Here is a 24,057-nt window from a genome sequence, read left to right on the forward strand (position 1 = left end):
ATTCAAATAACCACTGATTCAGATAACCACTGGATTCAGATCACTACCCTTACGCGTCTCTCTACGTGATGCGACTCCCCGATGAATTGGCTGGGTGGAATGGTGGAGAACACAGCGCTTTCAGCATGCACTGATCCGGACAGGGTGTCGTTGTCGGGGTTGTTCGAGGGGTGGGTGGAACGGGCCCCGGACACGGTGGCCGTGGTGTGCGAGGACCAACGGTGGACATACCGCGAGGTCAACGAACGCGCCAACCAACTGGCCCGACTCCTGCTGCAAGCCGGCGCCGGACCCGAACGGCGTATCGCCCTGGCCCTGCCCCGCTCCGCACAGACCATCACCGCGATCCTCGCCGTACTCAAAACCGGCGCCGCCTACGTGCCACTGGACCCCGACTACCCCCAAGAACGCCTGGCCTACCTGCTAAACGACAGCGAACCCACCACCCTGATCACCACCACCGACATCACCACCACACTCCCCACACCCAACCAGACCACACCACGCATCCACCTGGACGACCCCCACACCACCACCCGACTCCAAGAACTGCCCACCACCAACCTCACACCCACCGAACAACCCACCCCACCCGACGCCCGCCACCCGGCCTACCTCATCTACACCTCCGGCTCCACCGGCACCCCCAAAGGCGTCACCATCCCCCAAACCAACCTCATCCACCTCCTCACCGCCACCCACCACTACTTCACCCACCCCACCCCACAAACCTGGTGTCAATTCCACTCCTACGCCTTCGACTTCTCCGTCTGGGAAATCTTCGGCCCCCTCCTCCACGGCCACACCCTCATCATCCCCAACCACAACACCACCCGCTCCCCCCACGACCTCATCAACCTCATCCACCAACACCACATCACCACCCTCTGCCAAACACCCACCGCCCTCTACCACCTCATCAACACCCACCAACCACACCACCAACCCCTCCCCCTCCACCACATCATCCTCGGCGGCGAACCCCTCGACCCCACCCGCCTCACCACCTTCCACCAACACCACCCCCACACCACCATCACCAACATGTACGGCATCACCGAAACCACCATCCACGCCACCCACCCCCCCCTCAACCCAAACACCCACCACACCCCCAACACCCCCAGCCCCATCGGACAACCCCTCCCCCACCTCACCACCCACCTCCTCAACACCAACCTCCAACCCACCCCACCAGGCACCCCCGGCGAGCTCTACATCACCGGACCCACCCTCGCCCGCGGCTACCACAACAACCCCACCCTCACCGCCACCCACTTCATCGCCAACCCCCACGGACCACCCGGCACCCGCCTCTACCGCACCGGCGACCTCGCCCCCCCCCCCCCCACCACCCACCAACTCCACTACCACCACCGCACCGACAACCAAATCCAACTCCACGGCTACCGCATCGAACCCGCCGAAATCGAAAACACCCTCACCACCCACCCCCACATCACCCACGCCGCCACCACCCTCCACCACGACCACCACAACAACAAACACCTCATCGCCTACACCACCACCAGCCGGAGCGTTCACCGGGCGGCGGACGTGGTGGAGCAGCAGGTCGAGGAGTGGCGCGCGGTCTACGACTCCCTCTACGGGGACCGGGCCGCCACTTCGCTGAGCGAGGACTTCGTCGGGTGGGACAGCAGCTACGACCAGCAGCCCATCCCCCTCCGGGAGATGCGGGAATGGCTGGCCACGACCGTGGACCGCATCAGCGCGCTCGGCCCTCGCGATGTCCTGGAGATCGGCGTCGGCACCGGGTTGCTCCTGTCACGTCTGGCTCCGGACTGTGCGAGCTACTGGGGCACCGACGTCTCGGCCTCCGCCATCGACGCGCTGGACCAGCGTGTGGCGCGGGATCCCGCGCTGGGCGCGGGCGACGGCCGGGTGACGCTCGAGTGCCGGCCCGCCCATGACTTCAGCGCGCAGCCCGAGGGGCGCTTCGACACCGTCGTCATCAACTCCGTCGTCCAGTACTTCCCGAACGTCGACTACCTGACCGATGTCATCACCCATGCCATGGCGGTCCTCAAGCCCGGCGGGAAGCTGTTCATCGGGGACGTACGCAACCATCGCCTGCTGCGCTGCTTCGCCACCGCGGTCGCCCTCACCCAGGCGTCCGCGGGGACCACGCCGGAGAGCTTGCGCGCCACCGTGGACAACGCCATCCGCCTGGAGCGGGAGCTCCTCGTGGACCCGGAGTACTTCACCACCCTCACATCCGCAGTGCCCGCCATCGGCGCCGTCGACGTCCGCGTCAAACGCGGCTCGGCGCGCAATGAACTCACCCGGCACCGCTATGACGTCATCCTCACCAAGGGTCCCGTCACACTGCTCGCCACCGACCGTGCGCCGCATCTGCGCTGGGGCGAGGACATCCGTACGGTGGACGACCTGCGCGACGCGCTGACGGGAGACCGCCGCCCACGAGCACTGCGGGTGTCCGGTATCCCCAACACCCGACTGACCGGTGAGCTCACCGCCCTGCACCGGGTCGACACCGGTGCCGACCCGGACGACGCCCGGCACCACCTCACGGCAACGGCCCAGACGGCCGGGCACGACGGCTCGGGGACGGATTCGGGCACCGAGCCGGACACGAAGCTGGACGCGGAGCCGGACACGACACCGGACCCGGAGGCGCTCCACCGGCTCGCCGAGGCGCACGGCTACGACCTGGCGCTGCGCTGGGCGGCCGATGAAGGGCGTCTCGACGGTGTGTTCATCGACCTCAACGCCGACCGGCGTAGGACGACCCCCGATAAGGCCATCCGCGAAACCGCCACCCCCGACGGGCCCACTGTCGGCGCCCCCACCCTCGACATCGCCGCACCGCCCTCCACCACACCCCGCCGTCCCGCCTCCGCCTACGCCAACGAACCCGGACTCGCATACGGGAACGGTGCGATAGTCGCCTCGCTCCGCTCGTATCTCAGCGAGCGGCTGCCCGCCCATATGGTGCCCTCGGCGGTCATCGCACTCGACCGGATGCCGCTCACGGCGAACGGCAAGCTCGACCGCGCGGCCCTCCCCGCACCCGACTTCTCCGCGCTCGCTTCGGGACGGCCGGCGGCCACCCCTCTGGAGGCACGGCTGTGTGCTCTCTTCGGCGAGGTGCTCGGCATCCCCGATGTGGGCGCGGACACGAGCTTCTTCAACCTGGGTGGCGACAGCGTCCTCGCCATGCGGCTGGTCAGCCGCGCCCGCGCGGAGGGCCTCGTCGTCACACCGGGGCAGGTCTTCCAGCACCGGACGCCGGAGGGCCTCGCTTCCGTCGCCCACTCCGGGAACGGCCCGGCGGCCCCGTCACAGGAGCTCACCGCCGGGAAGGCGGGATCCTTGGTGACCCTCACCCCATCCGAATACGCGAGCCTGCCGGCGAATGCCACTCACGCCACCGACGCGGCCGAGCTGCTGCCGCTGGCACCTCTCCAGAGCGGGCTGCTGTTCCACGCCGTGTACGACGAGGCGGCCCCGGATGTCTATCTGGTGCAGTTCACCTTCCACCTCGAAGGGGAGGTCAGCGGCGCACGCTTCCGGCGGGCGGCGGACGCCCTGCTGCGCCGCCATCCGAACCTGGCCGCGTCCTTCCATCACCACGGACTCTCCCAGCCCGTACAGGTGGTGGCGCCCGCTGTCCCCTCCGTCTGGCACGAGCTGGATCTCGGCGACCTTCCCGATGAGCAACGCCCCGCCGCGTTCGACCGGTGGCTGGCCGAGGACCGCGCCACGCGGTTCGACCTCACCCGGCCGCCACTGATCCGCTTCGCCCTCGTCCATTGGGGCGCGGATCAGTACCGGGTGGTGATGACCAGCCACCACATCCTGCTGGACGGCTGGTCCGTGCCGCTCGTCGTCCAAGAGCTGTTCACGCTGTACGAGCGGGACGGGGACGATTCGGGCCTGCACGCCACCGCGCCCTACCGGGAGTACCTGGACTGGCTGCGGCGGCAGGACCGGGACGCGGCCCGCGCCGCCTGGCGCACGGCGCTGGCCGGTGTGGAGGAGCCCACCCTGCTGGCACCGGCCGATCCGGGCCGTACGACCGTGGCCCCCGACGAGACGGCCGTCGATCTGTCGGTGGAGCGGACCGCCCAACTGGCGCAGCGTGCCCGGCGGATGGGGCTCACCCTCAACACACTGGTGCAGACCGCGTGGGCCATCCTGCTGGGCCGGCTGACCGGCCGGGAAGACGTGGTGTTCGGTACGACGGTGGCGGTGCGCCCGGCGGAGGTGGCGGGCATCGAGTCGTTGGTCGGGCTGTGCATCAACACGGTGCCGGTACGTGTCCGGGTGCCGGTGGGCCGACCGGTGGAGGAGTTGCTGGCGGCTGTACAACGCCAGCACGGCGAGCTTTCCGCACACCACCATCTGGGGCTGTCGGAGCTGCGGCCCGCCGCCGGGACGGGCCAGCTCTTCGACACGGTGGTGGTCTTCGAGAACTACCCCGTGGGCGCCGGGGCCCATGCGCAGGCGGCCCGCGCCGGGCTGCGGCTGACGGCCACCGATGGTCGGGACGCCACGCACTACCCGTTGGCGGTGGTCGTGGTCCCGGGCGAACGGCTGCGGCTGCGCCTCGGTTACCGGCCGGATGTGTTCGAGGCCCCGGCCGTACGGGCGGTGGCGCAGCGGCTGGTCCGCGTTCTGGAGGCCATCGCCGACGATCCGGGCCGGAACGTCGATCGGATCGATGTGCTCTCGGAGGACGAGCGGAAGCGGCTGATACCGGGCCGGGACGCCCGTGTCGCGGAGATCGACCCGAAGGTGTCGTTGTCGGGGTTGTTCGAGGGGTGGGTGGAACGGGCCCCGGACACGGTGGCCGTGGTGTGCGAGGACCAACGGTGGACATACCGCGAGGTCAACGAACGCGCCAACCAACTGGCCCGACTCCTGCTGCAAGCCGGCGCCGGACCCGAACGGCGTATCGCCCTGGCCCTGCCCCGCTCCGCACAGACCATCACCGCGATCCTCGCCGTACTCAAAACCGGCGCCGCCTACGTGCCACTGGACCCCGACTACCCCCAAGAACGCCTGGCCTACCTGCTAAACGACAGCGAACCCACCACCCTGATCACCACCACCGACATCACCACCACACTCCCCACACCCAACCAGACCACACCACGCATCCACCTGGACGACCCCCACACCACCACCCGACTCCAAGAACTGCCCACCACCAACCTCACACCCACCGAACAACCCACCCCACCCGACGCCCGCCACCCGGCCTACCTCATCTACACCTCCGGCTCCACCGGCACCCCCAAAGGCGTCACCATCCCCCAAACCAACCTCATCCACCTCCTCACCGCCACCCACCACTACTTCACCCACCCCACCCCACAAACCTGGTGCCAATTCCACTCCTACGCCTTCGACTTCTCCGTCTGGGAAATCTTCGGCCCCCTCCTCCACGGCCACACCCTCATCATCCCCAACCACAACACCACCCGCTCCCCCCACGACCTCATCAACCTCATCCACCAACACCACATCACCACCCTCTGCCAAACACCCACCGCCCTCTACCACCTCATCAACACCCACCAACCACACCACCAACCCCTCCCCCTCCACCACATCATCCTCGGCGGCGAACCCCTCGACCCCACCCGCCTCACCACCTTCCACCAACACCACCCCCACACCACCATCACCAACATGTACGGCATCACCGAAACCACCATCCACGCCACCCACCCCCCCCTCAACCCAAACACCCACCACACCCCCAACACCCCCAGCCCCATCGGACAACCCCTCCCCCACCTCACCACCCACCTCCTCAACACCAACCTCCAACCCACCCCACCAGGCACCCCCGGCGAGCTCTACATCACCGGACCCACCCTCGCCCGCGGCTACCACAACAACCCCACCCTCACCGCCACCCACTTCATCGCCAACCCCCACGGACCACCCGGCACCCGCCTCTACCGCACCGGCGACCTCGCCCCCCCCCACCCCACCACCCACCAACTCCACTACCACCACCGCACCGACAACCAAATCCAACTCCACGGCTACCGCATCGAACCCGCCGAAATCGAAAACACCCTCACCACCCACCCCCACATCACCCACGCCGCCACCACCCTCCACCACGACCACCACAACAACAAACACCTCATCGCCTACACCACCACCAGCCCGGAACACCGCGATACGCCGCCGGAGGAGCTGCGGTCGTATCTGGCGGAGCGACTACCGGCCCATATGGTGCCCTCCGCGGTCGTCGTCCTCGACGCGCTGCCCCTCACCCCGAGCGGCAAGCTCGACCGCGCGGCGCTGCCCGCGCCCGTCCGGAGCGCCGAAGGGGCCGGTGGGCGCCCGCCGTCGACACCGGGCGAAGAGATCCTCTGTCATCTGTTCGCCGAGGTGCTGGGGGTGCCCGAGCCGAGCGCGGAGGAGGGGTTCTTCGCACTGGGCGGGGACAGCATCCTGTCCATGCAGCTGGTGAGCCGCGCCCGCACGGAGGGGCTGTCGCTCACCCCCCGCCAGGTCTTCCAGCACCAGACCCCCGCCGCCCTGGCGCGCCTCGCCGCGCCACCCGGCGCCCCGGCCACGACGGACGCCCCCGCCACCTCGGGCGGTCCGGCCTCCGCCGCGCTCCCGCTGCCCTCCCTCACCACCGAGGACATGGCCGCGATCGAGCAGAGGTTTCCCGGTGCCGTCGACACGTTGCCGCTGACCGCGTTGCAAGAGGGGCTGCTCTTCCACGCCGCGTTCGACGAGGCGGCCCCGGACGTCTACATGGTGCAGTTCGCCTTCGATCTCGAGGGCGACGTCGACGGCGTCCGCTTCCGGCAGGCGGTGGACACTCTGCTGCTCCGCCATCCCCATCTGCGGGCCGGGTTCCTCCACCACGGCCTGTCCAGGCCGGTCCAGGTCGTGCCCCGACACGCGCCGACACCGTGGCAGGAGATCGACCTCAGCGGTTTCTCTCCCACCGAGCAGGAGGAGGAGTACGACCGCTGGCTGGCGGAGGACCGCGCCACGCGGTTCGACTTCGCCCGGCCGCCACTGATGCGGTTCACGCTGTTCCGCCTAGGCGGCGGGCGCAGCCGCCTGGTCATGACTCACCATCACATCCTGCTGGACGGCTGGTCGACGCCGGTCCTCGTACAGGAGCTGTTCTTCCTGTACGGGGAGGCCGGGGACGACCGTCTGCTGCCCCGCCCGGCGGCCTACCGCGACTACCTCGCCTGGCTCACCGCGCAGGATGCCACCGCCGCCCGCGAGGCGTGGCGCGAGGCGCTGGCCGGGGTGGCGGAGCCGACGTTGCTGGCGCCGGAGGCGTACGGGAGTACGGCGGTGGTCCCCCGGGAGTTCTGCCTGGATGTGCCCGCCGAACTGACGGCACGGCTCACCCGGCGCGCCCGCTCCTCGGAGCTGACGCTGAACACGCTGGTGCAGGTGGCGTGGGGGCTGCTGCTGGGGCGGCTGACCGGGCGAGACGATGTGGTGTTCGGGGCCACGGCCGCGGTGCGGCCACCGGAGGTGCCCGGTGTCGAGTCGCTGGTCGGGCTCTGCATCAACACGTTGCCGGTACGGGTGCAACTCGCCCCGGAACAGGGGCTGTCGGAGCTGCTGGAGGAGGTGCAGGGGCGCCAGGCGGCGCTGTCGGAGCATCAGCATCTGGGGCTGTTCGAGGTGCAGTCGCTCACGGGGGTCGGCGAGCTCTTCGACACGGTGCTGGTCTTCGAGAACTATCCGGTGCGGCCCGAGCGGGTGGGCGCGCCGGAGGACGGGCTGCGGGTGGTGGGCAGCACCGGCCGGGACGCCACCCACTATGCGCTGGCCCTGGTCGTGATCCCGGGCGAGTCCCTGCGGCTCCAGCTGGGCTACCGTCCCGATGCCTTCGGCCACTCGGCCGTACGGGAGCTCGCGCGGCGTCTGGTGCGGGTGCTGGAGAGCGTGGCGGACGCCCCGGAGCGGACGGTGGCGCAGCTCGACGTGCTGGCCCCGGCCGAGCGGGAGCGCCTGCTGCGGCAGTGGGGCAACGCCTCGCACAGCGTGACCGGAGCCGATGACACGGTGCTGCTGCCGGAGGTGTTCGAGCACCAGGCCGAGCGCACTCCGGCCGCTGTGGCCGTGGTGTTCGAGGAACAGCACCTCAGCTACCGGGGGTTGAACGAGCGGGCGAACCGGCTGGCCCGGGTGCTCGTCGCGGCGGGTGCCGGGCCCGAGACCCGGGTCGCCCTCTCCCTGCCCCGTGGCCCGGACCTGCTCATCACCGCGCTGGCGGTCCTCAAGGCGGGTGCCGCCTTCGTGTCCGTCGACCCGGACTACCCGTCGCGGCGCATGGCGTTCATGCTCACCGACAGCCGTCCGACCCTCCTGGTGACGACCCAGGCGATCGCCGAAACCCTGCCCGCGGAAGCGGCCACGATGCCACGACTGCTGCTGGACACGGCGGACACGGCGGACGGGTTGGCACAGGCGGGGACGGCCGACCTGACGGACGCGGACCGCGGGTGCCCCCTGCTGCCGGACCACCCCGCGTACCTCTTCTACACCTCGGGTTCCAGCGGCAGGCCCAAGGGTGTGGTGGCGTCCCGGAGCGGTCTCGGCGGGTTCCTGCGGGCCATGGCCCGGCGCACCCCGCTCACCGGGGCGGACGCGGCGCTGGCAGCCTCCACGCCATCGTTCGACGTGGTGGTGGTGGAGTGGTTCATGCCGCTCGCTGCAGGGGCCCGTATCGTCCTCGCGTCGGCGGCCCAGACGCACGATCCCGCCGCGCTGCTGGGGTTGATGGGCCGCCACGGGGTGTCGATGGCGCAGGCCACGCCCACGCTGTGGCAGGCAGTGCTCAGCGAGGTGCCCGACGATGGCGGCGATCAGGCGAGGGTGCTGTCAGGGGTGCGGATCCTCAGCGGTGGCGAGATGCTGCCCTCCCCGGTCGCGCGACGGCTGCTCGCGCTCGGCGCCGAGGTGGAGAACCTGTACGGGCCCACCGAGACCACGGTCTGGTGCACCACGGGCGCCGTCCGGGCCGATGACGACGGCGCGCCACGGATCGGGACACCGCTGGACACCACGCGCGCGTACGTCCTGGACCGGCACCTGGGCCTGCTGCCACCGGGCGTGGTGGGTGAGCTGCACATCGCGGGATCGGGTGTGGCCCGCGGGTACTTCAACCACCCCGGCCTGACCGCCGAGCGGTTCGTGGCCGATCCGTACGGCCCGGCCGGGTCACGGATGTATCGCACCGGTGACCTGGTGCGCTGGGGCGAAGACGGGCGGCTGGAGTACCTCAGCCGGGCCGACCGCCAGGTCAAGCTGCGGGGATTCCGGATCGAGCCGGGAGAGGTCGAGGCGGTGCTGGCCTCGCATCCGCATGTGGCGCGGGCCGCCGTGGCGGTCCGCGAGGACCGGCCGGGTGACCCTCGGCTGATCGGCTACTCCGTCGCCCGGCCCGGCCATGAACCGGCCCCGGCCGAGCTGCGCTCCTGGCTTCGCGAGCGGTTGCCGGAGCACATGGTGCCGTCGGCGGTGGTTCCTTTGGACGCGTTGCCGCTGACGGCGAACGGGAAGCTGGACCGCAAGGCGCTGCCCGCGCCCGGCCCCGTCGGCGCCCCGGGCGCCGGCCGGCCACCGGCCTCCCCCTGGGAGCGGCTGCTGTGCGCGCTGTACGCCGAGGTGCTGGGTGTGCCCGAGGTGGGCGTGGCGGACAGCTTCTTCGAGCTGGGCGGGCATTCGCTGCTCGCGATGCGGCTGATGGGGCAGGTCCGTACCCGCACCGGCGTCGACCTGGGCATCCGTGCGGTGTTCCAGGCGCCGACGGTCGAGCGGCTGGCGGAGGTGATCCAGGGCGCGGAGCTGGGCGTGGCACGCCCGCCGCTGGGGCCGATGCCGCGCACGGGCCGCCTGCCGCTGTCGTACGCCCAGCAACGGCTGTGGTTCCTCGAGGAGTTGGAGGGCGATCGGGCCGCGACCTACAACATCGTGGTCGGCCTGCGGCTCCGCGGCCCGCTGGACCGGGAGGCGCTGATGGCCGCGGCGGGGGACGTCGTGGCCCGGCACGAGGTGCTGCGCACCGTCTACCCACACGGGGACGACGGCCGGCCGTGGCAGCGGGTCCTGGGCCCGGACGCGGCCCGGTCCGCGCTGCACGCCGTCGTGCGGGACATGCGGCCGGTGGCCGACGAAACGGACCCGGGCGGTGGCGCGGCCAGGGCCTCGGCCGGGGGTGCTACGGACGGCATACTCCCGGCGGCGCTGGCGGAGGAAGCCGGGCGTGGCTTCCACCTGGCCACCGAACTGCCCCTGCGCATAAGCCTGTTCCCGCAGGGCGACGATGAGCATGTGCTGCTCGTGGTGGTCCACCACATCGCGGCCGACGGCTGGTCGCTGGAGCCGCTCCTCACCGACCTCGCCACCGCCTACCAGGCCCGGACGGCCGGTTCGGAACCGCGCTGGAGCGACGAGCTGCCGCTGCAATACGCGGACTTCGGGCTCTGGCAGCGCCAGGTGCTGGGCGCGGAGGAGCGGGATGACAGTGTGCTCTCCCGGCAGCTCGCGTTCTGGCGGGAGACGCTCGCGGAGTTGCCCGAGGAGCTCCCGCTGCCGACGGACCGGCCACGGCCGCCGGTGGCCGGGCACCAGGGCTCGACCGTGGACATCGCCGTTCCGGCCCCGCTGCACCGGAGGCTGGCCCGGCTGGCCCGGTCCCAGGACGCCAGCGTGTTCATGGTGGTCCAGGCCGCCCTCGCGGCCCTGCTGACACGGCTCGGCGCCGGGACGGACATCCCCCTGGGCACGGCGTTCGCCGGTCGCGACGAGATGGCCGTGCACGACCTGGTCGGCCCCTTCGTCAACACGCTGGTGCTGCGCACCGACACCAGCGGGGACCCGGACTTCCTGACCCTCCTGGAACGGGTGCGGGAGACGGACGGAGCCGCGTACGCACATCAGGAAGTGCCGTTCGAACGGGTGGTGGAGGCGGTCAACCCCGTGCGGTCCCTGGCCCGGCACCCGCTGTTCCAGGTGATGCTCACCTTCCAGAACCTGCTGGCGACCGAGCTGTCCCTGCCGGGAGTGGCCGCCGAGCCACTGGAGGTGGCCACCGACACGGCCAAGTTCGACCTGGCCTTCGCGCTCGCGGAGACACACACCGCCGAGGGCGGGGAGCCGAACGGCATCCGGGGCAGCCTCGAGTACGCCACCGACCTCTTCGAGCACCGCACGGCCCAGGCGATCGTCGACCGTCTGCTGCGCGTGCTGGACACCGTCGCGAACCGCCCCGACCAGGCCCTGAGCCGGATCGACGTCCTCGGCCACGACGAGCGGGAGCGGCTGCTGGGCTGGAGTACGGGCACGTCGGTGGCGACGGCCGGGGCGGGAGCGGTGGCGGGAGCGGGACGGGTGCTGCCGGAGCTGTTCGAGGAGCAGGCGGCCCGTACTCCGCGGGCCACGGCGGTGGTTTTCGAGGACGACAGGGTGTCCTACGCGGACCTCAACGCTCGCGCCAACCGGCTGGCCCGGCTGCTCATCGAGCACGGCGCCGGACCGGAAACGCGGATCGCGCTGGCCCTGCCGCGCTCCGTTGAACTGATCACCGCTGTACTCGCCGTCACCAAAGCCGGAGCCGCCTACGTACCCCTCGACCCCGGCTACCCACCGGACCGCATCACCTTCATGCTCCACGACAGCGACCCCACCCTCCTCATCACCACCAGCACACTCGCCAACACCCTCCCCGCCAGCACCGCCACCGTGCCCTGGCTGCTCCTCGACACCGAAGACACCCACACCCGCCTGGGAGGCCATGCCGCGGGGGACGTGTCCGACGACGAGCGTCGTACCCCGGTGCATCCCGCGCATCCGGCGTACGTCATCTACACCTCAGGCTCGACGGGTATGCCCAAGGGAGTGGTCGTCTCCCACGCCAATGTGGTGGACCTGGTGGCCTGGGCGCTGGACGACCTCGGCGCGGACCGGTTGTCATACGTCAGGGCGACGACGTCCGTCACCTTCGACGTCTCCGTCTTCGAACTGCTCATACCGCTCACGCTCGGCGGCACGGTGGAGCTCGTCCCCGATCTGCTGTCCGCAGCCGCCGACCCCGGGCTGCTGACGGCCGGTGGTCTGCTGAGTGCCGTTCCCTCCGTCCTGACAAGTCTGCTCTCCGCCCAGCGGCAAGCTGAAGACTCGGCTCTCGACACGATCGTCCTGGCGGGCGAAGCCCTCTCGCCCCAGCTGCTGGCCACCGCGCAGTCCCGTTTCCCGGGGGCGCGCATCGCCAATGCCTACGGCCCCACCGAGGCGACGGTCTACGCCACGGTGTGGCACTCCGACGGGGCAGCGCACACGTCGGTGCCCATCGGCTCCCCGGTGCCGAACTCCAGAGTGTTCGTGCTGGATGCGGGGTTGGGGCTGGTTCCGGTGGGTGTGGTGGGCGAGTTGTACGTGGCGGGGGGTGGAGTGGCGCGAGGGTACTGGGCACGGCCCGGGCTGACCGCGGAACGGTTCGTGGCCTGCCCCTACGGTACGGCGAGCGGAGAGCGGATGTACCGGACCGGAGACCTGGTGCGATGGACACCTGGCGGACAGCTGGAGTTCTGCGGACGGGCCGATGAACAGGTCAAGGTCCGCGGATTCCGCATCGAACCCGGAGAGATCCAAGCCGCGCTCACCACACACCCGGGCATCGGGCAGGCCGTCGTGACCGTCCGCGAAGACCGCCCCGACGACCGTCGCCTAGTCGCCTACCTCACTCCCGCACTGGCCGGGGCGGAGCCACCGCCTGCGGCGGAGATCCGGGCCCAACTGGCCGACCGGCTCCCCCACTACATGATCCCCTCCCACTACGTCCCACTCGAACACCTGCCACTGACCGCCAACGGCAAACTCGACCACGCAGCCCTCCCCGCTCCGACACCGGCAACCACCGGCACCGGTCAAGGACGAGCCCCCGCCGATGCCCACGAACGCACACTGTGCCAGCTGTTCGCCGACGTACTGGCCATACCCGAGGCCGGCCCCGAGGACGGTTTCTTCGCACTGGGCGGCGACAGCATCCTGTCCATCCAACTCGTCAGCCGCGCCCGCCAAAAAGGACTACTCCTCACCCCACGCCAAATCTTCCAGCACCAAACCCCAGCCGCCCTCGCCACCACAGCAACCCACATCCCCACCACCACCGCGCCGGCCCACCACGAAACCGGCACCGGCACCCTCCCCGCCACCCCCATCATGCGAGAGCTCTTCGAACGAGGCGGACCCTTCACCATCTACCACCAATCAGTCCTGCTCACCGTCCCCGCCGACCTCGACCAACAACGCCTCGCCACCGCCCTGCAAACCGTCATCGACCACCACGACATCCTCCGCCTCACCCTCAACAACGCGGAAGGCGAAACCGAGCTCCGGATACCACCACCAGGCACCATCAACGCCGCAAACCTGCTCCACCACGCCGACCTCACCGGCCACCCCGACATCCCCACCGCCATCGCCCAACACCAGACCACCGCCCAAACCCGCCTCAACCCCACCCACGGCATCATGCTCCAAGCCATCCACCTCACCCTCGGACCCACCACCCCCGGACGACTCCTCCTCCTCGCCCACCACCTCGTCATCGACGGCGTCTCCTGGCGCATCCTCATCCCCGACCTCACCCACGCCTACCACCACACCCACACCACCCACCCCCTCGAACCCGTCCCCACCTCCTACCGCACCTGGGCCCACTACCTCACCCAACAAGCCCACCACCCCACCCACACCACCACACTCCACCACTGGACCCACACCCTCCAACCCCACCCAACCACCCCCACACCACCAAACCCCACACCCATCCCCACCAACCAACTACACCACCACACCACCACCCTCCCACCCCAACACACCCAACCCCTCCTCACCACCACACCCGCCCACTACCACGCCGGCATCAACGACATCCTCCTCACCGCCCTCACCCTCGCCCTCACCCACCCCGACATCAACACCAACCCCAACCCCGACAACAGCATCCTCATCAACCTCGAAAGCCACGGACGCCACGAACTCACCCCCCACCTCGACCTCACCCGCACCATCGGCTGGTTCACCCCCCTCCACCCCACCCCACTCCACCCCGGACCCGCCACCTGGCACGACATCACCCACAACACACCCCACCTCGGCACCGCACTCAAAACCATCAAAGAAACCCTCCGCACCACACCCCACCACGGCACCACCTACGGACTCCTCCGCCACCTCAACCCCACCACCAAAACCCACCTCACCCACCTCCCCCAACCCCCCACCACCTTCAACTACCTCGGCCGCTACACCCCCACCACACCCACAACACCCACAACACCACCAAACACACCCACCAACACCACCACCCAACCCTGGCCCCACGCACCCGAAACCACCCCCCGCAACGGCAACACCGACCCCAACCTCCTCCACCACACCCCCCTCGAAATCAACGCCCACACCCAAGACACCCCCCACGGACCCCAACTCACCACCACCTACACCTACAACCCCCACCACCACACCACCCACCACATCACCCAACTCGCCCACCACTGGCACACCGCACTCAAAGCCCTCACCACCCACACCCAACACCACACCACCGGCCGAACCCCCTCCGACCTCCCCCTCCTCACCCTCACCCAACACGACATCAACAACCTCGAAGACTGGTGGAGGAACGCCTGATGGACAAGCGCGAGCTGGAAGACGTCCTCCCGCTGACCGCGGTCCAGGAGGGGTTGCTGTTCCATGCCGTGTACGACGACGCCGCGCCGGATGTCTATCTGGTGCAGCTCTCCTTCGAGCTCGAAGGCCCCGCCGCCCCTGCGCGGTTCCGGCGGGCGGCCGAGGCACTCGTACGGCGCCATCCGCCACTCCGGGCGGGCTTCCTCCACCATGGTCTTTCGCAGCCCGTCCAGTTCGTACCGCGCGAGGTGCCCCTCCGCTGGCACGAGGCCGATCTCAGGGAGCTGGACGAGGAGGAGCGGCACAGCGAGCTTCAGCGGTGGTTGGTCGAGGACCGGGGCACCCGCTTCGATCTCACGCGTCCGCCCCTGATCCGGTTCGCGCTCTTCCGGCTGGGCGACGACCGCTTCCACTTCGTCCTGACGCATCATCACATCCTGCTCGACGGATGGTCGCTACCCCTGGTCGTCCAGGAGTACTTCGCCCTCTACGACCACGACGGCGATGAGTCGGCGCTCCCGCGGGCAGTGCCCTATCGCACCTATCTGGAGTGGTGTGGGCGCCAGGACCGCGACGCGGCGCGCGAAGCGTGGCGCGAGGCAATGGCGGGGCTGGAGGAGCCCACTCTGCTGACCTCCGCGGCCCCCGGCCGGACCACGGTCCCCCCGGAGGAGTTCTCGTTCGACCTGCCCGCCGAGCTGGCCGAGCAACTCGCCCTGCGAGCAAGGGGTTTGGGGCTCACCCTCAATACGCTGGTGCAGGCCGGGTGGGGGATTCTGCTGGGTCGGCTGACCGGGCGGGACGACGTGGTGTTCGGCACCACGGTCTCCGGGCGGCCCGCCGAGATCCCCGGTGTGGAGTCCATGGTGGGGCTGTTCATCAACACCGTTCCGCTGCGGCTGCGGATGGATCCGCGCGAGCCGGTGTCCGCGCTGCTCAGCCGGTTGCAGGAGGAGCAGGCGCGGCTGCTGGACCACCAGCATCTCGGGCTTGTCGAGATCCAGCGGCTGGCGGGCATCGGATCGGGCGAGATCTTCGACACCACCACCGTGTTCGAGAACTATCCCCTTGACGAGGGGCGGTTGCTGGATCCGACCACGGAGCTCAGAACGCTGTCGGTGGACAGTTACGACGCGACCCACTACGCCCTGGCGCTCATGGTGATTCCGGGGGAGCGGCTGCACATCCGGATGGGGTACCAGCCGGACCTGCTGGCGCGGGAGTCGGTCGAGTCGATCGCGGAGCGGCTGCTGCGGGTGCTGCGGATGCTGGTGTCGGACACCGATCCGCAGGTCGGAACGGTCGATCCGCTGGCGCCGGGCGAGCGCCAGCTGATGCTGCGCACATGGGGCGGGGCACGTACGGAGGCCGCCGAGCGGACGGACGCGGTGCTGCCGCTGCTGTTCGAGGAGCAGGTGCGCAGGGCCCCCGAGGCCGTCGCGGTGGTGCACCGGGACACCAGGCTGACGTACGCGGAGGTGAATCGGCGTGCCAACCGCCTCGCCCGGCTGCTGGTGGCTTCCGGAGCGGGGGCTGAGACGCGGGTGGCACTCGCCCTTCCGCGCTCGGCCGACATGGCCGTAGCCGTCCTCGCCGTACTCAAGGCCGGGGCCGCGTTCGTGCCGCTGGATCCGGACCACCCGGCGGAGCGCCTCGCCTTCGTCCTCGCCGACAGCCGTGCCACGCTGCTGGTGACCGAGGACGGCCTCGCCGAAGACCTGCCACCGGGCGCCCCGTCCGTGGAGCGCCTGGTCCTCGGGGCGGATGGCACCGTGGCCCGACTACGGGGGCTGCCCGCGCACGACCTGTCCGACGCCGAACGCGCGTTTCCGCTCGACGCCCGCCACCCGGTCTATGTCATCTACACCTCCGGGTCCACCGGCACCCCGAAGGGTGTCGAGGTCCCGTACGGCAATGTGGCGCGGCTGTTCGGCGCCGCCCGGGAGCAGTTCACCTTCGGTGAGACCGATGTGTGGTGTCTTTTCCACTCGTACGCCTTCGACTTCTCCGTCTGGGAGATGTGGGGGGCGCTGCTGCACGGTGGCCGGCTGGTGGTGCCGGACAAGGAAGTCACCCGCTCCCCCGAGGACGTACTGCGTCTGCTGGTCCGCGAGGGTGTCACGGTGCTGTGCCAGACGCCGTCGGCCCTGTACCAGCTGATCGCCGCCGACCAGGACCTGCCCTCGCTGGGCTCGGAGCTGGCCCTGCGGTACATCGTGCTCGGCGGGGAAGCCCTGGACCCCGCCCGGCTGGCGGGCTGGTACGTCCGCCACCGCGACGACGCCCCCGTCGTGGTCAACATGTACGGCATCACCGAGACCACGGTCCATGTCACCGCCCGTCGGCTCGGCCACGTGGACGCCGTACCGGGGACTCCGAGTGCCATCGGGCGGGGGCTCACGGATCTGGCGGTGTACGTACTCGATCCCGGGCTGCGGCTGGTGCCACCCGGGGTGGCGGGCGAGCTGTATGTGGCGGGCGCGGGGCTGGCGCGGGGGTACGCGGGCCGTGCGGCGATGACCGCCGAGCGGTTCGTCGCCGATCCCTTCGGCCCGGCGGGCACCCGGATGTATCGCACGGGCGACCTCGTGCGGTGGGACGGCGATGGCCGTCTGGAGTTCGTGGGACGCGCGGACGACCAGGTCAAGGTGCGGGGATTCCGTATCGAACTCGGTGAGATCGAGGCCGCGCTGACGGCACATCCCGAAGTGGCGCAGGCCGCCGCGACCGTCCGCGAGGACCGCCCCGGCCACCGGCGCCTGGTGGCCTACGCGGTGCCCGCGCGCCGTTCCGGCCCCGATGGCGACCCCGACGGCGACTTGGCCGGACGGCAGGTGGAGGAGTGGCGCACGGTCTACGAATCGCTGTACCGGGACCGCGCCACGACCGTCCTGCGGGAGGACTTCGTCGGCTGGGACAGCAGCTATGACCAGCGGCCCATTCCGCTGCCGGAGATGCGGGAGTGGCTGACCACGACCGTCGACCGGATCATGGAGCTGGAGCCGTGCCGGGTGCTGGAGATCGGGGTCGGCACCGGGCTGCTCATGGCGCGCCTGGCACCGCGATGTGAGGTGTACTGGGCCACCGATGTGTCTCCCGCGGTCATCGGCCATCTGCGGAAGGGGATCGCGGGCGATCCCGCCCTGGCGGACCGCACACAGCTGCGCGCCCAGCCCGCGGCCGACTTCACCGGTCTGCCCGCCGGCCGGTTCGACACCATCGTGCTCAACTCGGTCGTCCAGTACTTCCCCAGTGTGGAGTACCTGGTCGAGGTGGTGGCCGGGGCGATGCGACTGCTCGCGCCCGGTGGCCGGATCTTCATCGGCGATGTGCGCAACGCCCGTCTGCTCCGCTGCTTCGCCACGGCCGTCGCCCTGGCCCAGGCCGCGCCCGGCACGACGAACGAGAGCCTGCGGTCCACGGTCGACAAGGCGATCCGGCAGGAGCGCGAACTCGTCGTCGACCCCGCCCTCTTCGCCACCCTTCCGTCCCGGCTGCCCGGGGTGGCGGCGGTCGATGTGCGGATCAAGCGTGGCCATGCGAGCAATGAGCTCACCCGTCACCGTTACGACGTGGTCCTGGTCAAGGCGCCCGCAACGGGGGTTTCGGGCGCCGGGACAGGCGAGACGGCAGGGACAGGCAGCGCGACCGGGGGGCCCGGGACGTCTCGGGTGGTCGACACGGTGACGCGGCAGTGGGGTGAGGAGGTGCGCACCACCACCGAAGTGGCGGAGACCCTTGAGCGCCACCGGCCCCGGATGCTGCGGGTGAACGGCATCCCCAACGCCCGGCTCGCGGACGAGCTGGAGGCGTTGCGGCAACTGCGGCACGGAGTGGCGCCGGACGCCGTCCGCGAGACGGCCACCGCGGGGCCGGGGCCCGAGGCGTCCGCTCCGGAGGCCCTGCACGAGCTCGCCGCGGGTCTGGGCTACCATGCCGCCCTCACCTGGTCCGACAGCGACGGCTGTCTCGACGCGGTCTTCGTGGACACGGCGGCGGGTGTGGACCATCGCGTGCTCGACCAATCCGCGCCATCCGCGATGTCTTCGATATCTGCGATGTCTGCTAAATCCGCGTCGTCCATTCAGGGCAAGGATCTCCGTCCGCTGCGCTCGTACGCCAACGACCCCGGGGCCTCCCATGAGCTGGGCGGACTCGTGGCGTCCCTCCGGGCCCACCTCGCCGCGACCCTGCCCGACTACATGCTCCCGTCCGTCCTCATGACACTAGACGCGCTTCCGTTGACCGCGAACGGGAAGCTCGATCGCGCCGCGCTGCCCGTGCCCGACCCCGGGGCCGACCGAACCACCGGCCGGGCGGCGGCGACACCGCGCGAGAAGGCCCTGTGCGCCCTGTTCGCCGAGGTGCTGGGGCTCGCCGAGGTCGGAGTGGAGGAGGAGTTCTTCGCGCTGGGCGGGGACAGCATCATCTCCATCCAGCTCGTCAGCCGTGCCCGCCGGGAGGGGCTGGTGCTCACTCCCCGCCAGGTCTTCCAGTACAAGACGCCCGCGGCACTCGCCGCCGTGGCCCGTACGCCCGACGAGCCGGCCGCCGAGGGCCTCGGCCGCTCCGAGGCGGCACTCGTGCGGCTCTCCCGGGCGGAGTCGGAGAGCGTCGAGCGGAAGGCCCCGGGCAGTGTGGAGGTTCTGCCGCTCAGCCCGCTGCAGGAGGGACTGCTGTTCCACGCCGTGTACGACGACACGGCCCCGGATGTGTATCTCGTCCAGCTCTCCCTGGAGCTGGAGGGCCCCTTCGACGCGGGCCGGTTCCGCGCGGCCGCCGACGCGCTGCTGCGCAGGCATCCGCATCTGCGCGCCGCGTTTCTGCACGACGGCCTGTCCCATCCCGTCCAGGCCGTCGCCGGTGCGGTGTCCGTGCCATGGCGGGAGGTGGACCTCACCGCAATCGCGGAGGACGAGCGCCGGGACGCGGTGGAACGGTGGCTGGCCGAGGACCGCTCCGTACGGTTCGATCCGGCGCGGCCACCACTGGTCAGGTTCGCGGTCCTGCGCGGCGCCCCGGACCGGCACTGGCTGGTCATCACCAACCACCATCTGCTGTGGGACGGGTGGTCGGTGCCCCTGGTCCTGCGCGAACTGTTCGCGCTGTACGAACGGTCCGGTGACGAGACGGGCCTGCCGCGGCCGGTGCCCTACCGCGACTATCTGGCCTGGCTGGGGCGGCGGGACCAGGAAGCCGCCCGCGCCGCCTGGCGCACGGCGCTGGAGGGGCTGGCCGAGCCCACGCTGGTCGCCCCCGCCGCTCCGGGACGTGCCGCGATGTGGCCGGAGGAGTACTCCACCGATCTGTCCCCCGAGCTGACCGCGCGGCTCTCACAGCGTGCCAGGCGCTCGGGACTCACGCTGAACACCCTCGTCCAGGCGGCGTGGGGGCTGGTCCTCGGGCGGCTCACCGGGCGGGACGACGTGGTGTTCGGCACCACGGTCTCGGGCCGCCCCGCCGAGCTGCCGGGTGTGGAGGCCATCGTGGGCCTGTTCATCAACACCGTGCCGGTCCGGCTGCGCATCGACCCCCAGGAGTCGCTGGGCGGGCTGCTCTCCCGGCTCCAGGAGGAGCAGACGGAGCTGCTCGACCACCAGCACCTGGGGCTCGCCGAGATCCAGCGGCTGAGCGGATTGCGCTCCGGGGACCTCTTCGACACCACGACGGTCTTCGAGAACTACCCCATCAATCAGGACCAGTTGCTCGACCCGGGCAGGGAACTGAGGACGGTCGACATCACGGGGCGGGACGCCGTGCACTACGCCCTGTCCCTGCTGGTCGTCCCGGACGAGCGGCTGCACATGCGGCTCGGCTACCGTGCGGACCTGTTCGGGCACGAGGACGTCACGACTATCGCCGACCGCCTGGCGCGGGTGCTGGAGGCCATGGCCTTCGATCCTGATGTCCGGGTCGGGCGGGTCGACGGCTGCTCCGAGGAGGAGCGGGAGCGGCTGCTGGGCTGGGGTACGGGCGCCTCGGTGGCGACGGCCGGGGCGGGGGCGGGGGCGGGACGGGTGCTGCCGGAGCTGTTCGAGGAGCAGGCGGCCCGTACTCCGCGGGCCACGGCGGTGGTTTTCGAGGGTGACAGGGTGTCCTACGCGGACCTCAACGCTCGCGCCAACCGGCTGGCCCGGCTGCTCATCGAGCACGGCGCCGGACCGGAGACCCGTATCGCGCTGGCCCTTCCGCGCTCGGTTGAGCTGATCATTGCCGTCCTGGCCGTGACCAAAGCCGGAGCCGCCTACGTACCCCTCGACCCCGGCTACCCACCGGACCGCATCACCTTCATGCTCCACGACAGCCAACCCACCCTCCTCATCACCACCAGCACACTCGCCAACACCCTCCCCGCCAGCACCGCCACCGTGCCCTGGCTATTCCTCGACACCGAAGACACCCACACCCGCCTGGAACGCCATGCCCCGGGGGACGTGTCCGACGACGAGCGGCCGACACCACTCACGCCTGCGCATCCGGCGTACGTCATCTACACGTCGGGCTCGACGGGCACGCCCAAGGCGGTCGTGGTCCCGCACGGAGCCATCGTCAACAACCTGCTGTGGCGGATCGGGACCTTCGGCTGGACCGAACACGACCGCTTCCTCATGCGAACACCGATGAGTTTCGACGTCTCGGCGTGGGAACTCTTCTGCCCGCTGCTCACCGGCGGAAGCATCATCGGCACCGACCCCGACCACCACGCCGACCCCGGCCACCTGCTGTCCGCCATCGAACGTCACGGGGTCACGGTGGTGCACTGTGTGCCGACCCTGCTGCGGTTGCTGCTGGAGTGGGAGGGGGCACGGCGACTCTGCGCTTCCGTACGCCACGTCGTCTGCGGTGGCGAACCGCTGACAGCCGATCTGCGCGACGCCTTCGTCGCCACGCTTCCGCAGGCGCGGCTGCACAACTCCTACGGCCCGACCGAGACCACCGTCGACACGACGGGACACCTCACCACCCCCGAGGACACGGGCCCGCCACCGATCGGCACACCCATCGGCAACACCCGCTTGTTCGTGCTGGATGCGGGGTTGGGGCTGGTTCCGGTGGGTGTGGTGGGCGAGTTGTACGTGGCGGGGGGTGGAGTGGCGCGAGGGTACTGGGCACGGCCCGGGCTGACCGCGGAACGGTTCGTGGCCTGCCCCTACGGTACGGCGAGCGGAGAGCGGATGTACCGGACCGGAGACCTGGTGCGATGGACACCTGGCGGACAGCTGGAGTTCTGCGGACGGGCCGATGAACAGGTCAAGGTCCGCGGATTCCGCATCGAACCCGGAGAGATCCAAGCCGCGCTCACCACACACCCGGGCATCGGGCAGGCCGTCGTGACCGTCCGCGAAGACCGCCCCGACGACCGTCGCCTAGTCGCCTACCTCACTCCCGCACTGGCCGGGGCGGAGCCACCGCCTGCGGCGGAGATCCGGGCCCAACTGGCCGACCGGCTCCCCCACTACATGATCCCCTCCCACTACGTCCCACTCGAACACCTGCCACTGACCGCCAACGGCAAACTCGACCACGCAGCCCTCCCCGCTCCGACACCGGCAACCACCGGCACCGGTCAAGGACGAGCCCCCGCCGATGCCCACGAACGCACACTGTGCCAGCTGTTCGCCGACGTACTGGCCATACCCGAGGCCGGCCCCGAGGACGGTTTCTTCGCACTGGGCGGCGACAGCATCCTGTCCATCCAACTCGTCAGCCGCGCCCGCCAAAAAGGACTACTCCTCACCCCACGCCAAATCTTCCAGCACCAAACCCCAGCCGCCCTCGCCACCACAGCAACCCACATCCCCACCACCACCGCGCCGGCCCACCACGAAACCGGCACCGGCACCCTCCCCGCCACCCCCATCATGCGAGAGCTCTTCGAACGAGGCGGACCCTTCACCATCTACCACCAATCAGTCCTGCTCACCGTCCCCGCCGACCTCGACCAACAACGCCTCGCCACCGCCCTGCAAACCGTCATCGACCACCACGACATCCTCCGCCTCACCCTCAACAACGCGGAAGGCGAAACCGAGCTCCGGATACCACCACCAGGCACCATCAACGCCGCAAACCTGCTCCACCACGCCGACCTCACCGGCCACCCCGACATCCCCACCGCCATCGCCCAACACCAGACCACCGCCCAAACCCGCCTCAACCCCACCCACGGCATCATGCTCCAAGCCATCCACCTCACCCTCGGACCCACCACCCCCGGACGACTCCTCCTCCTCGCCCACCACCTCGTCATCGACGGCGTCTCCTGGCGCATCCTCATCCCCGACCTCACCCACGCCTACCACCACACCCACACCACCCACCCCCTCGAACCCGTCCCCACCTCCTACCGCACCTGGGCCCACTACCTCACCCAACAAGCCCACCACCCCACCCACACCACCACACTCCACCACTGGACCCACACCCTCCAACCCCCCCCAACCACCCCCACACCACCAAACCCCACACCCATCCCCACCAACCAACTACACCACCACACCACCACCCTCCCACCCCAACACACCCAACCCCTCCTCACCACCACACCCGCCCACTACCACGCCGGCATCAACGACATCCTCCTCACCGCCCTCACCCTCGCCCTCACCCACCCCGACATCAACACCAACCCCAACCCCGACAACAGCATCCTCATCAACCTCGAAAGCCACGGACGCCACGAACTCACCCCCCACCTCGACCTCACCCGCACCATCGGCTGGTTCACCACCCTCCACCCCACCCGACTCCACCCCGGACCCGCCACCTGGCACGACATCACCCACAACACACCCCACCTCGGCACCGCACTCAAAACCATCAAAGAAACCCTCCGCACCACACCCCACCACGGCACCACCTACGGACTCCTCCGCCACCTCAACCCCACCACCAAAACCCACCTCACCCACCACCCCCCACCCCCCACCACCTTCAACTACCTCGGCCGCTACACCCCCACCACACCCACAACACCCACAACACCACCAAACACACCCACCAACACCACCACCCAACCCTGGCCCCACGCACCCGAAACCACCCCCCTCAACGGCAACACCGACCCCAACCTCCTCCACCACACCCCCCTCGAAATCAACGCCCACACCCAAGACACCCCCCACGGACCCCAACTCACCACCACCTACACCTACAACCCCCACCACCACACCACCCACCACATCACCCAACTCGCCCACCACTGGCACACCGCACTCAAAGCCCTCACCACCCACACCCAACACCACACCACCGGCCGAACCCCCTCCGACCTCCCCCTCCTCACCCTCACCCAACACGACATCAACAACCTCGAGAGCGATCTCGAAGCCGAGTGGGCGGACCTGGAGGAGTGAGAGCCGCTCA

The 24,057-nt window shown here is 70.0% G+C and carries 1 protein-coding gene and 1 pseudogene; both read left to right on the plus strand.

The window, feature by feature from the left end; all coding sequences use genetic code 11:
- Positions 1–99 precede the first annotated feature (99 nt).
- Positions 100–14,691 (plus strand): non-ribosomal peptide synthetase, encoded by a 14,592-nt coding sequence (locus LIV37_RS09875; protein WP_254807099.1) that lies wholly within the window; start codon positions 100–102, stop codon positions 14,689–14,691.
- A pseudogene (locus tag LIV37_RS09880) lies at positions 14,691–23,993 on the plus strand (amino acid adenylation domain-containing protein); the annotation flags it as partial. The gene LIV37_RS09875 and the pseudogene LIV37_RS09880, both read left to right, overlap by 1 nt.
- Between the last annotated feature and the right edge of the window lie 64 nt (positions 23,994–24,057).

Origin of the sequence: Streptomyces rapamycinicus NRRL 5491 (assembly GCF_024298965.1) — a bacterium.
GTDB classification, from domain to species: domain Bacteria; phylum Actinomycetota; class Actinomycetes; order Streptomycetales; family Streptomycetaceae; genus Streptomyces; species Streptomyces rapamycinicus.